Annotated in this window: 11 protein-coding genes; 6 read left to right on the top strand and 5 right to left on the bottom strand. The window is 70.6% G+C overall.

The features are described 5' to 3' along the window. Positions 1-3 precede the first annotated feature (3 nt). Genes BKA16_RS16845 through BKA16_RS16820 form a run of 6 tightly spaced genes read left to right on the top strand, consistent with a single transcriptional unit; the run spans position 4 to position 4,404 of the window. Positions 4-849, top strand: a complete 846-nt coding sequence (locus BKA16_RS16845) for an inositol monophosphatase family protein (protein WP_183373139.1) — start codon at positions 4-6, stop codon at positions 847-849. Then, positions 846-1,628 (top strand): imidazole glycerol phosphate synthase subunit HisF, encoded by a 783-nt coding sequence (gene hisF, locus BKA16_RS16840; protein WP_183371758.1) that lies wholly within the window; start codon positions 846-848, stop codon positions 1,626-1,628. The genes BKA16_RS16845 and hisF overlap by 4 nt, the downstream gene beginning before the upstream one ends. Positions 1,629-1,654: 26 nt before the next feature. Beyond that, a complete protein-coding gene (hisI, locus tag BKA16_RS16835) occupies positions 1,655-2,029 on the top strand; it encodes a phosphoribosyl-AMP cyclohydrolase (RefSeq protein ID WP_183371757.1) in 375 nt (124 codons plus the stop codon). 1 nt (position 2,030) lies between these two features. After that, positions 2,031-2,210 (top strand): tautomerase family protein, encoded by a 180-nt coding sequence (locus BKA16_RS16830; protein WP_183371756.1) that lies wholly within the window; start codon positions 2,031-2,033, stop codon positions 2,208-2,210. Next, a complete protein-coding gene (locus BKA16_RS16825; protein ID WP_221246891.1) occupies positions 2,207-3,733 on the top strand; it encodes an anthranilate synthase component I in 1,527 nt (508 codons plus the stop codon). The genes BKA16_RS16830 and BKA16_RS16825 overlap by 4 nt, the downstream gene beginning before the upstream one ends. Further along, positions 3,730-4,404 carry a TIGR02234 family membrane protein gene (locus tag BKA16_RS16820; protein WP_183371754.1) on the top strand — a complete coding sequence of 225 codons (675 nt, stop codon included), beginning with the start codon at positions 3,730-3,732 and terminating at the stop codon, positions 4,402-4,404. The genes BKA16_RS16825 and BKA16_RS16820 overlap by 4 nt, the downstream gene beginning before the upstream one ends. 16 nt (positions 4,405-4,420) lie before the next feature. On the opposite strand, the gene BKA16_RS16815 is transcribed toward BKA16_RS16820, so the two are convergent. Genes BKA16_RS16815 through BKA16_RS16795 form a run of 5 tightly spaced genes read right to left on the bottom strand, consistent with a single transcriptional unit; the run spans position 4,421 to position 11,730 of the window. After that, complete coding sequence (locus tag BKA16_RS16815) at positions 4,421-5,584, bottom strand: VWA domain-containing protein (protein WP_183371753.1); 1,164 nt, start codon at positions 5,582-5,584, stop codon at positions 4,421-4,423. Next, positions 5,581-7,875, bottom strand: coding sequence for a DUF5682 family protein (locus BKA16_RS16810; protein WP_343067483.1), 2,295 nt, complete (start codon positions 7,873-7,875; stop codon positions 5,581-5,583). The genes BKA16_RS16815 and BKA16_RS16810 overlap by 4 nt, the downstream gene beginning before the upstream one ends. After that, the gene (locus BKA16_RS16805) at positions 7,872-9,011 is read right to left on the bottom strand and encodes an ATP-binding protein (RefSeq protein ID WP_183371752.1); all 1,140 of its coding nucleotides are present in this window, start codon (positions 9,009-9,011) and stop codon (positions 7,872-7,874) included. The genes BKA16_RS16810 and BKA16_RS16805 overlap by 4 nt, the downstream gene beginning before the upstream one ends. Further along, positions 9,008-10,453, bottom strand: a complete 1,446-nt coding sequence (locus BKA16_RS23935) for a DUF5691 domain-containing protein (RefSeq protein ID WP_183371751.1) — start codon at positions 10,451-10,453, stop codon at positions 9,008-9,010. The genes BKA16_RS16805 and BKA16_RS23935 overlap by 4 nt, the downstream gene beginning before the upstream one ends. Next, positions 10,450-11,730 (bottom strand): SWIM zinc finger family protein, encoded by a 1,281-nt coding sequence (locus BKA16_RS16795; protein WP_183371750.1) that lies wholly within the window; start codon positions 11,728-11,730, stop codon positions 10,450-10,452. Before BKA16_RS16795 ends, BKA16_RS23935 begins: the two co-directional genes overlap by 4 nt. Between the last annotated feature and the right edge of the window lie 120 nt (positions 11,731-11,850).

Below are 11,850 nucleotides of genomic sequence, written 5' to 3'. Positions count from 1 at the left end.
GCCATGCCCCCTCGCGCCGATCTCGACTTGCCGCGTCTGCTCGCGGCGGCCGAGCGCGTGCTCGACTCGGTCGAGCAGACGTTCTCCGACGGTCTCGGCGCCCCGCGTGCGGTCGGCAAGTCCGGCGACGACTTCGCGACCGAGGTCGACCTGTCGCTCGAACGTCGGATCGCGCTCGAACTGCAGGACCGGACCGGGATAGGCGTGCACGGTGAGGAGTTCGGCGGTCCGCCCGCCGACTCCGGCCCGGTATGGATCCTCGATCCGATCGACGGTACGTACAACTACTCGGTCGGTCTTCCGCTCGCCGCGATGCTGCTGGCGCTGGCCGTCGACGGCGAGCCGGTGCTCGGATTGACGCGCCTGCCGTTGTTGAACCAGCGGTACGCGGGTGTGGTCGGCGGCGGATTCACCGCGAACGGCGTGGCCGCCGATCCGCTGCCGCCGACGCCGTTGACGACGGCGGTGATCGGCTGCGGCGCGTTCAACGTGCGCTCGGGCGGCCGCTATCCGGGCGCGGGCCGAGCCGAACTGTACGGTGCGCTCAGCCATCGCGCGCGGCGGTTGCGGATGACCGGATCGACGGGAACCGACATGGCGTACGTCGCGGCGGGAATCTTCGGCGGCGCGGTCTCGTTCAGCTATCACGCGTGGGACAACGCCGCCGGTGCGGCGCTCGTCCGGGCCGCGGGCGGCGTGGCGACCGACGTCCACGGCGAGCCGTGGCGGGTGGGCTCGGCGTCGCTGGTGACCGGCGGACCGCGACTGCACGAAGAACTCCTCCAGGTCATCGCCGACAGCGGTGTGGCCGACGATGACGAGACAGACGAAAGCAAGGTGGATCAGTGAGTGTCGCGGTACGCGTCATCCCATGCCTGGACGTCGACGACGGCCGGGTGGTGAAGGGCGTCAACTTCGCGAATCTGCGCGACGCCGGCGACCCCGTCGAACTGGCCGCGAGGTACGACGCCGAGGGCGCCGACGAACTGACCTTCCTCGACGTCACCGCGTCGAGTTCGGGACGCTCGACCATGATCGACGTGGTCCGACGCACCGCCGACCAGATCTTCATCCCGCTGACCGTCGGCGGCGGCATCCGCACGGTCGACGACGTCGATACGATGCTGCGCGCGGGTGCGGACAAGGTCAGCGTCAACACCGCGGCCATCGCGCGCCCCGAAGTACTCGACGAGATGAGTCGCCGTTTCGGCTCGCAGTGCATCGTGCTGTCGGTCGACGCACGGACGGTGCCCGATGAACGCGGCGTGGAGTCGTCCGTTCCCTCGGGATGGGAAGTCACCACGCACGGCGGCCGCCGCGGAACCGGCATCGACGCCGTCGCGTGGGCGCGTCGCGGTGCCGAACTCGGCGTCGGCGAGATCCTGCTCAACTCGATGGACGCCGACGGCACCAAGGACGGTTTCGACCTGCGGATGATCGAAGCCGTTCGCGCGGCGGTCACCATCCCGGTGATCGCGTCGGGCGGTGCCGGCGAGGCGGCCGATTTCGCGCCCGCCGTTCGCGCGGGCGCCGACGCCGTCCTGGCCGCGTCGGTGTTCCACTTCGGCGATCTGACGATCGGCCAGGTCAAGGACGCGATGCGCGCCGACGGCATCGTCGTCCGCTGATTCCCACCCATTCTCGAGGACCCATCATGGCATTGCCCGAAGAACTCGCCGCCAAACTCAAGCGCGGACCGGACGGACTGTTCGCGGCCATCGCGCAGGAGCGTGAGACCGGTACCGTCCTGATGCTCGCGTGGATGGACGACGAAGCGCTCGAACGCACTCTGGCCACCCGCAAGGGCACCTACTACTCGCGGTCGCGGCAGCAGTACTGGGTCAAGGGCGAGACGAGCGGACACACCCAGTACGTCCACGACGTGCGCCTGGACTGCGACGGCGACGCACTGCTGCTCATCGTCGATCAGATCGGTCCCGCCTGCCACACCGGCAACCACAGCTGTTTCGACACCGAGCCGCTCGAGTTCACCGACTCGGTCGACATCACCGACCAGGAAGGACGTTGACATGCCGTTGATCCAGATCTCGCAGACGCAGGGACTGTCGGACGCCGTGAAGCGCGAGACGATCGCCGCGGTCACCGACGCCTATGCGAAGGCGACGGGCAAGAACCCCGATTCGGTGTGGGTGACGATCACCGAGATCCCGCGCACGCAGTGGGGCGTCGGCGGGGAACCGCTCGGATGAGCACCGGTACCACCTCCCTGGCGGAGTTCCTCGACCTGGCCGCCGATCACCGCGTCGTGCCGGTCACTCGCAAGGTGCTCGCCGACTCGGAGACACCGCTGTCGGCGTACCGCAAGCTGGCGGGCGACCGGGACGCCACGTTCCTCCTCGAATCGGCGCCCAACGGTCAGTCGTGGTCGCGCTGGTCGTTCATCGGCTCGGGCTCGACGGGTCTGACCGTCTCCGACGACGAAGCGCACTGGTGGGGGGCCGTCCCGGCGGGTGCGCCGGTCGGCGGCGACCCGCTGACCGCACTCGCCGAATCGCTGCGTCTCCTGCAGACCGAGGCGCTTGCCGGCATGCCGCCGCTGACCGGCGGCTTCGTCGGATTCATGGCGTACGACTTCGTGCGACGACTGGAGCGGATACCGTCGCTCGTCGACGACGATCTCGGTCTGCCGGACATGTTCTGGCTGCTGACCTCCGAGCTCGCCGCGTTCGATCACCACGAGGGCAGCATCACGCTGATCGCCAATGCGATCAACTGGGACGGTTCGGCCGACCGTGCCGAGGAGGCGTACGCCGACGCGGTGCGCCGCCTCGACGAGATGACGGCGGCCTTGGCCGCGTCGGCGCCGTCGACCGTGTCGACGTTCGAGCGGCCGACACCCGACTACGCCTCGCAGCGGACCCTGGACGAGTACCGGGTGATCGTCGACGAGGTCGTCGAGGCGATCCACGCCGGTGAGGCGTTCCAGGTGGTGCCGTCGCAGCGCTTCTCCATCGACACCGACGCCGACCCGATCGACGTGTATCGCGTGCTACGCGCCTCGAATCCGAGCCCGTACATGTATCTGGTCCGAATCCCCGGCGTCGACCGCGATCCGTTCACCATCGTCGGATCGTCGCCGGAGGCCCTGGTCACCGTCGCCGACGGCGTCGCCACGACGCATCCGATCGCGGGCACCCGGTGGCGCGGCTCCACCGAGGAGGAGGACCGACTCCTGGCCAAGGGACTCCTGGAGGACGAGAAGGAGAACTCCGAGCACCTGATGCTCGTCGACCTCGGCCGCAACGATCTCGGACGGGTCTGCGAACCGGGCACCGTCCGCGTCACCGACTACCGTCGCGTGGAGCGCTACAGCCACGTGATGCACCTGGTGTCGACGGTCTCCGGGCGGCTGCGCGAGGACAAACAGGCGCTCGACGCGGTCACCGCGTGTTTCCCGGCGGGCACCCTGACCGGCGCCCCGAAGGTCCGCGCGATGCAGATCATCGAGGAGCACGAGCTCACTCGACGCGGCACCTACGGCGGGATCGTCGGCTACCTCGACTTCGCGGGCGATGCGGACACGGCCATCGCGATCCGCACCGCGCTCATGTCCGGCGGCACCGCCTACGTGCAGGCGGGCGGCGGTGTGGTCGCCGACAGCGACGCCGAATACGAGTTCAACGAGGCCCGCAACAAGGCCACCGCGGTCCTGAACGCGGTCGCCGCCGCGGGTACCGTGACGCGGGTGGGCACAGAAGGAGACCGGGCATGACCGCATCCGACGGAGAACTGGCGGCCGCGGCGAAATCGATCGGCCGACGACGGCAGGGGATCGCTTCGCTGTTCCTGATCGCGGCCGCGCTGCTGCTGTGGATCTCGTCGCGGATGCGATGGGCCGAGGTGATCGCCGAGGACGGTCTCGGGGAGCCCCGCTCGTTCGACGTCCACGGTTCGGACTGGAGTCCGTGGCTGGTGGCGGTCGCGCTGCTGTTCGTCGCGGGTGTCGTCGCGCAGTTCGCCGTCCGCGGCTGGGCGCTGTGGTTGGTGGCCCTGATCCTCGCTCTGGCTGCGATCATGTCCGTGTTCCCCGGGATCTCCCTGATCGGGGAGGGCGCGAACAATCTGTTCGCCGCCCGGGCGATCGATCTGGATCCCAAGTATGACGTGCGGGCCGTTCTCGCATTCTCGACGCCCGGCTATGTGGTGATAGCCGGTGCGGTCTGCGCCGCGATCGCCGCGGTCTTCGTCGTGCGCGGCGCCGCGGCGGGCGGCATGTCGTCGAAGTACACCTCGCCCGCCGCCCGTCGCGAAGAGTTGGAGCGCAAGGTGTTCGCCGAGCGTGAGCGCGCCGCCCGCGGCGAGACGACCGAGTCCGACGGCAACGAGCGGCTGATGTGGGACTCTCTCGACAACGGACTGGATCCGACCGAGGATCGGGACTGACGGCGACGCTCACACGCTAGTGCGTCACGATGTCGTTCCCAGAAGCCCATTCTTCGACGTCGCGGCCTTCGATCGCCGCGGCCATCAGATCCGGGAACAGATCCGGTGTGCAGGCGAACGACGGGACGCCGATCGCCGACAGTTCGCCGGCCAGCTCGGCGTCGAACGACGGCGCGCCCGAGTCCGAGAGGGCCAGAAGAGCGATCATCGTGGCGCCGGAGTCGGCGATCGCCCGTGAGCGCTCCAGCAGTTCGTCGGCCACGCCGCCTTCGTACAGGTCGCTGATCAGGATCATGATCGTCTCGGTCGGCTTCGTGATGTGGCCCTGGCAGTAGGCGACGGCCCGGTTGATGTCGGTGCCGCCGCCGAGCTGCACGCCGAACAGCACGTCGACCGGATCATCCAGATCGTCCGTCAGATCCACGACGTTCGTATCGAACACCACGAGCCGCGTCGACACCGACGGCAGCGACGCGAGGACGGCGCCGAACACGCTCGCGAACGCCACGGACTCGGCCATCGATCCGGACTGGTCGATGGCGAGAATGATCTCGCGTTGGACCTGCGAGCGTCGTCGTGCGTAGCCGACGAGCTTCTCCGGGACCACCGTCCGGTACTCCGCTTGGTAGTGACGCAGATTCGCGGCGATCGTCCGATTCCAGTCGATGTCGCCGTGCCGCGGTCGGGAGGTGCGCGCCGACCGGTCCAGTGCGCCGGTCACGGCCTGTACGGTCGCGCTCCGGAGCCGTTTCTCCAATTCGTCGGTGACCATCCGGACCACGGTGCGCGCCGTCTCCTTGGTCGACTCGTCCATCACCGACGACAGCCCGATCAGCGTCGTCGCCAGATGCACGTCCGGCTGGACGGACTCGAGCATCTCCGGTTCCAGGAGCAGTTGCCGCAGTCCGAGTCGTTCCATCGCGTCCGACTGCATCACTTTGACGACCGATGACGGGAAGTAGGTTCGGATGTCGCCGAGCCAGCGCGACACCCGCGGTTTGGATCCGCCCAGACCGCCGCGACGGGGTGCGTCGTACAGATCGGTCAGCACGGTGTCGCGGCCGGCGTCGGCCTCCGACAACGCCGACCGCGCGATGCCGATGCCGTCGGCCTCGTCGCCGCCGAGGACCAGCCGCCAGCGGGTGAGTCGGTCGAGTGATCGTTCGTCGGTGTCGGTCATGGCCTCTCCCATCCGATGAGGTCTGCGACAGCGGCCATCGCGGGTTCGGCGCGTCGCACATCGAATTCGTATCGGGTCGTGTCGTCGGATCGGCGAGTCAACGCCTGGCCGATGTTGCGTCGTTCGGCCTTGGTGAATTCGGCGAACGTCCGTCGCAGCAGCGGAATCAGGTCGTCGAAGACCTCCGTCGAAACCGCTGCGAGCCACCGGTCGACGACGCCGAGCAATGCGCTGTCGTGGATCAGAATCATTGCATCGCCCGCGAGGAAGCCGTCGAGCCAGCCCGCGCCGTCGGCCGGATCGGACGCCGTCGACAGGGCTCGACTCATCCGGACCTCGACGACGTCGCGGTCGATCCGCCCCGCGTCGGCGAGCATGCGGGTCGCGCGGCCCGCGATGAGGCCGGGCGTGGTGTCCCGCACCGAGACCTCGGCCAGCGCGCGGAACCACTGCTGCGAGAGTCCGGGATCGGCGAGGAGCATCAGGCCGCGGTGCGCCGACTCGATCGCCTCCCGCAACGTCAGCGCGGCGTCGTCGGCGAGTGCGACCGCCGCCGGGGGCAGTCCGACCGCGGCGCGGACGGCGGTCGTCTCCAGCACGGCCCGGACCTCGGCGGTGTCGACATCGCGGACGTTCCCGTACCGGCACACCCGAGCCAGCGGTTCGACGGCGCCGAGCAACTCGGACACCTCGGCGTGCGTGGCGGCGCGGTCGGCGAGCACAGCGACCACATCGCCGGTGGGAAGGTCGGCGAGCAGACACGCGTCGACCAGCTCGGACAGCGTCGCCAACGATGTCGCGTCGCGGGCGACGGAGGCGACCTTCGCGGCGGCGGCCGACTCCACCGTGGTGCCGTGCATACCCGCCTCGACGACGGCCACCGACAGTGCCGGGTCCCAGGCGAGCTGCCACGCCTCCTTGAACGTTCCGGTGGTCCGTCCGACGTCGACGGTCGTGCCCCAATCGATTCCGAGCAACACCAGTCGGTGCAGAAGCGTCGACCGGGTGCGACCGGCGTCGGTCCGCAGATCCAGGGTGACGGTCTTGGCGGTGGCGGCCGGTTTCAGTCGGCACGCGCGTTGCCGCTTCGCCAGGTCGGCGGCCAGTGGAATCATCGGCGCGTCGTCGGGCACGGCCCCGAGATCCGGTCCGACGACGAGGTTCTCGTGGACCAGCCGCAACGGCAGCGGGGCGCCGTCGGCGAGCACGGTCAGCGCCGCGTCGTCGAGCTCACTCAACCCCGGGTGCGGACGCCCCCGCAGCGTGGCGAGGGTCCGCGCGAGGCGAGTCGCGTCGACCACCGCGGCGGGGGACGCCCCGAGCCCCTGCGCGCGGAGTTCACGGGCCACCCGGACCAGCCACGACGATGCGGCGGCGTCCGGATCGTCGCCACGCTCGGCGGTCTCGTACAGGTGTCGGTACCAGCCGGGCGATTGAACGCCCGCGCCGTAGCCGGACGCCTGCGACAGCCGACTGGCCGTCCACGGCACCCACGCGGCGGCCACCTTGGTCTTCGGCAGTCCGCGCAGGAGGCGGTTGTCGGCGGCCGCGGACGGGCCGCGCGCCGGATCGACGGCGGGCGCGTGCCATGCACCGCACACCACGACGATCCGCTCGCTGCCGTTCTTGACGGCCGTGCGCACGGCTTTGCGCATCGCGGCCTCGCGGACCGCGGTCATCGCGGCACCGGTCGGCGCCGCCGCGGCCCGCACGTCGAGGACCTTGTCGTCGTCGACCAGCGGTGTGGGCGTCGGCTCGTCTCGACGGAGTTCGGCGATCGCCTCGGTGATGTCGGCGAACCGTTCGACGGCGGTGCCCGATCGGTGTTCGACGGCGTCCTCCCACCAGCGTTCGGGATCGTCGTAGCCGGCAGCGGCCGCGAGGGCGCCGATCGGATCGGTGACGGTCTCGTCGGAGGGCTCCGTGAACTCTCCGGTGTCCGAGACGGCCGCTCGGATCGCCGCCGTCGAGGCCGCGGGCAGGTCGATCCAGGCGACGTCGACGGTGCGGCTCAGCGCCCAGCGCGTCGCGACCCATTCGGGGGAGAACACCGCGAGCGGGTAGAACGACGCGCGCCGCGGCTCGTCGACGTCGTACGCCAAGCCCGCCACGGGAGGAGCCGTCGCCTCGTCGGCGAGGAACGGCAGGATCGCGGTCAGCTCGGGCGGGCCCTCGACCAAGACCAGATCCGGGGCCAACTCGTCGAGCGCGGCCGCGACCGACCGCGCCGAGCCGGGTCCGTGGTGTCGGATGCCGAGGACGTGCAGCCCGGGCGTGGACTGTCCGCTCACGCCTTCTCCGAGGCCGGCCCCAGGTCGCGGCAGGCCCGATACAGATCGTCCCAGCCGTCGCGACCGCGGACCACGGTCTCCAGATACTCGTCCCAGACGACGGCGTCGCCCACCGGATCCTTGACCACCGCGCCGAGAAGGCCCGCCGCGACGTCGTCGGCGCCGACCACTCCGTCGCCGAAGTGCGCGGCCAGGCTCAGACCGCTCGTCACGACGGAGATCGCCTCGGCCGTCGACAGGGTGGAGCTCGGCGACTTGATGGTGGTGCGTCCGTCGGCGGTGACGCCGCCGCGCAGTTCGCGCATCACCGTGACGACGCGCCGGATCTCGCTCAGCGACTCGAGCTCGGCGGGCAGGTCGAGGGATGCGCCGAGACTGCTGACACGTCGCGTGACGATGTCGACCTCGTCGTCGAGTGAGTCCGGCAGCGGAAGCACGACGGTGGTGAAGCGGCGTCGCAGCGCCGACGAGAGATCGTTGACGCCCTTGTCGCGGTTGTTGGCGGTGGCGATCACGTTGAAGCCGCGCCGTGCCTGGACCTCCGAGTCGAGTTCGGGGACCGGGAGCGTCTTCTCCGACAGGATCGTGATGAGCGAGTCCTGCACGTCCGCGGGGATCCGGGTGAGTTCTTCGATGCGGGCGATGGCGCCGGTGTCCATCGCGCGCATCACCGGGCCGGGAACGAGGGCGTCGCGCGAGGGACCGTGTGCGAGGAGGCTCGCGTAGTTCCAGCCGTAGCGGATGGTCTCCTCGCCGGTGCCGGCCGTGCCCTGGACCACGAGTGTCGAGTCGCCGCTGACCGCGGCCGCCAGGTGTTCGCTGACCCACGATTTGGCGGTGCCGGGCACGCCGAGGAGAAGCAGCGCGCGATCGGTGGCCAACGAGGCGACGGCGATCTCGATGAGTCGGCGGCTGCCGATGTACTTCGGGCTGATCTCGGTGCCGTCGGCGAGTGTTCCGCCGAGCAGATAGGTCGACACCGCCCACGGCGACAGCTTCCACTGCGGCGGACGGGGGCGGTCGTCGGCTGCGGCGAGCGCGGCGAGTTCATCGGCGAAGGCCTGTTCGGCGTGCGCCCGGACGACATCGTCGACGGTTTCCGCTGATCGAGCGGCATCGAGATCTGTATCGGTCATGCGAAAGCCTCCTGGATGGAACGGTCGAATGCGTGGAAGGTGGTGGCCGCCTGCAGCAGTGCACGGCGGCTGCCGATGATCGAATGGGCACCCGTCGCGTCCGCGTCGGGAACAGGCTGGTCGAGGATGTACTGGATGCGGGGCAGGGCCGCGGCGGGGAACGCGACGGCATACGCGGTCGGCAGGGTCACGCCCTGCGCGTGCCCCTTCTGTACGACGGGCGGTGCGGCGAGTCGATCGAGGACGGCGTCGGCGATCGTCTCCGACCACGGAGCGTCCAGTCGGGACAGCACCTGCGGTACCTGCCTGTCCGGTTCGGACCGCAGCCGTTGCAGCAGTTCGCGCTCACGATCGGCGGGTGTCATCGTCTCGGTCAGACCGGGCGACGACGAGTATCGCGCGAGCGCCGCGGCCCATGCGGAATCATGCTGCCGGATCGCGGCGCGGGCCATCGCGTCGATCACCGTCGCATCGGAGGACAACCCGGCGACGATCCGTTCGGGTGTCGCATCGAGCAGTCGCGTCCACGTGTCCAGCGGCGCCGCGACGACGATCGCGCGTAGCGCCTTCGTCCGATCGGCGTCGCTGTGGAGGGCGGGCAGCCCGTCGCGGTCGGCGGCGGCGTCGAGGGCCGTCGGCGGGTGCACGTCGACCAGGACCGGAGCGTCGGAGACGAGCGCGGTGAGTCGTCGGGCCACGCTCGGAGTCCGGCGAGTGACCAGCGGTCGCAGACGATCAGCCATTCGTGCCGAGTACCGGCTCGAGGTCAGTTCGGACAGCAGCAGGCGCGCCGCGTCGCGGACGCGGGCCGACCGCTCGTCGAGGCAGCGTTCGAGGAGGGGCTCGTCGTCCATCGAGAGGCCGACGCCCAACGCTTCGAGTGCCTCCTGCTTGGCGCGGGCCGGCATCGTCGACCACTGCTTCTCCAGGTCTGCCCGCGACGTCCGGGACGTCGCGTCGGGGGTGCCCGAGGCTCCGTCGGGTTCGGCCAACCACGCCCCGCGAGCACCCCACGCCGAGCGCAGGGCGGCGGTCACCTCGTCGCTCGAGTCCGCGATGAGCGTGGGCAGCAGCGTCGGCGGGACACGCATGCCCCGCGCGGACGCGGCGTCGAGCCACCTGACGATCAGCGTGGACCGTGCTTCCCGCGGCGACGGCGGCGTCTCGAGCAGCATCCGCAGAATCTGCACGGCGCGCGCAGGCGCCACCGGTGACGTCTCCGGAGGGGCCGCGGCCATCGGTGTCGCCGCTCCGGCGGTCCGACCGCCGCGCACGAGCGCCGCGGCCAGGGCGGCCTGTTGCAGCAGGTCTTCGGCGGGGTCGTCGTCGGCCGTCGGCCCGATGACATCGGGCCGAGCGGGTGCCGGGCGGCGATCGGTGCCGAGTACGGCGGCGGACAACAGGTCAGTGAACCAGGTCGCGGTGTCCTCGGCGGCGGTCACAGGGCCGTCACCTCGCCGTCGGCGGCCACCGCGAGAACGCGGAGTCGGCCGGCGTCGAGTTCGCCGAACACCTGCGCGGCGCGACCGCCGGTGGCCGCCAGCAGAAGTGGAGTCGGCGTGTCGTCGGTGAGGCGGAGGGCGCCGCCGCCCGCGTCGAGGAGATGCTCGGCGTCGTCGGCCACGGCGACGTCGTTCACGGTGACCGGGTGACGGTCCCGCCAGGGGACCGCGGCGAGAGCCGCGGCGGCCTCGGCGAGGGCATCGTCGACGGTGCCGCCGGGACCGAACCGGTCGCTGGTTCCCACCGGCTCCGGCGGCGTGGCGAACAACGCTCGCCGCGGCGCGGTCCCCGGATAGAGTGCGACCTCGGCGTGGACCCGTGATCCGGTGAGCTGCGGGACGCCGAGGCTCTGCCCGGGACCCGCGGTGTCGAGCAGCACGATGACGGTTCCGTCATCGCCGCGCAGCCAGGTGCGCTGCTGTTCGAGGCGTCCGCGCAGGTCGCGGTGTGCGCCGAGTACGGTCCAGTTCTGCGTTCTGGTCTCACCCGCCCGCACGTCGGCGGCCGCGGTCGGCAGACCGACGGCGGCGTCGAGATCGGCGGTCCGCGCGGCGTCGAGCGTCTCGCGTCGGCGCCACGCCTGGACCAGCAGCCACCACACCCCGACCCGTTCGAGGAGATCGGAGGCCTCGAGCCCCTGGGCCACCTCGCCGCCGGCGTCCCGTACGCGTTCGGCGAGTCCGGGTAGTTGTGCGTCGACCAGCCGCGCGGCCGTCGACTCCCACCAGTCGGGGGCACGGCGCAGGGCGTCGGCCAGACCGGCGCGCGCCAGATCGGTGAGCCATTGGGCGAAGTCGGCGACGCCCGCATCCATCTTCGCGATCCGCTCGGCCCTGCGAGCCTGCGCCGCCGCGGGATCGGCCGATGCGGCCGTCGTCGCGGCACGTTCGGTCCGTGATGCGCGATCATCGGCCCATTCGGCCGCGAACCCGGCGACCTCGCCGTCGCCGATCGCTCCCGTCGACCACAGCAGCAGGAGTGCGATCGCGTGTTTGCACGGGAACTTTCGGCTCGGGCACGAGCACTTGTACGCGGGTCCGGTGAGATCGATGCTCACCTGGTACGGCTTCTTGCCACTCCCTTGGCATGAGCCCCACAGCAGTGCTTCGGTGTGTCCGGTCGCCGACCACGGCCCCGGGGTCGCCAGCTTCTGACCGGCTTTGACCGACGACTCGTCCGGCGCAACGGCCAGCACCTGCTCTCGCGTCCACGGCATACAACGGACAATAGACGTGGCCTCCGACATCCGTCGGTCGAGGCGATGACGAGCCGCGCGATCACCCTCGGCCGTCCGGTGACGCCGCACCGAGACGCCTCGCGGTCGGAGCCGACGACA

It is taken from the genome of Gordonia humi, from assembly GCF_014197435.1.
Classification (GTDB): domain Bacteria; phylum Actinomycetota; class Actinomycetes; order Mycobacteriales; family Mycobacteriaceae; genus Gordonia; species Gordonia humi.
The sequence above is the reverse complement of the archived record's forward strand: the minus strand, read 5'-3'. Positions and strand labels throughout refer to the sequence as shown.

Excerpts from the sequence above, each read along its gene's own strand:
- BKA16_RS16795 (WP_183371750.1), bottom strand. The coding sequence starts at position 11,730 with ATGCCGTGGACGCGAGAGCAGGTGCTGGCCGTTGCGCCGGACGAGTCG.
- BKA16_RS16805 (WP_183371752.1), bottom strand. The coding sequence starts at position 9,011 with ATGACCGATACAGATCTCGATGCCGCTCGATCAGCGGAAACCGTCGAC.
- BKA16_RS16845 (WP_183373139.1), top strand. The coding sequence starts at position 4 with ATGCCCCCTCGCGCCGATCTCGACTTGCCGCGTCTGCTCGCGGCGGCC.
- BKA16_RS16820 (WP_183371754.1), top strand. The coding sequence starts at position 3,730 with ATGACCGCATCCGACGGAGAACTGGCGGCCGCGGCGAAATCGATCGGC.
- hisI (WP_183371757.1), top strand. The coding sequence starts at position 1,655 with ATGGCATTGCCCGAAGAACTCGCCGCCAAACTCAAGCGCGGACCGGAC.
- BKA16_RS16830 (WP_183371756.1), top strand. The coding sequence starts at position 2,031 with ATGCCGTTGATCCAGATCTCGCAGACGCAGGGACTGTCGGACGCCGTG.
- BKA16_RS16825 (WP_221246891.1), top strand. The coding sequence starts at position 2,207 with ATGAGCACCGGTACCACCTCCCTGGCGGAGTTCCTCGACCTGGCCGCC.
- BKA16_RS16815 (WP_183371753.1), bottom strand. The coding sequence starts at position 5,584 with ATGACCGACACCGACGAACGATCACTCGACCGACTCACCCGCTGGCGG.